Here is a 231-nt window from a genome sequence, read left to right as displayed (position 1 = left end):
CGTATTCCTTTGGCATATCAAAAGGAGATTGTAGGTAACGCTGTTACTTTCCTATACGGCAATCCGGTTAAGTACACCAATAATATTGAAGACACCTCAATGTATGATGCATACTTGAAAATTCTTGATAAGGAAAAAGTAATTTTTATTGACCGAGAAATAGCCAAGATTAACGGAAGATTTACACAGTGTGCTGAACTCTGGTGGGTGGCTGAAGAACCCAATCAATAC

Annotated in this window: 1 protein-coding gene; it reads left to right on the top strand. The window is 37.7% G+C overall.

Going from position 1 to position 231, the window contains the following annotated elements; all coding sequences use genetic code 11:
* Window positions 1-231, top strand: a 231-nt coding sequence (locus tag SB724_RS22055) for a phage portal protein (protein ID WP_410573244.1), incomplete at both ends; no start/stop codon positions are given.

The sequence above is a fragment of the Bacillus sp. SIMBA_031 genome (assembly GCF_046535225.1).
Taxonomy (GTDB): domain Bacteria; phylum Bacillota; class Bacilli; order Bacillales; family Bacillaceae; genus Bacillus; species Bacillus velezensis.
This window is presented reverse-complemented; position numbering and strand designations above follow the sequence as displayed.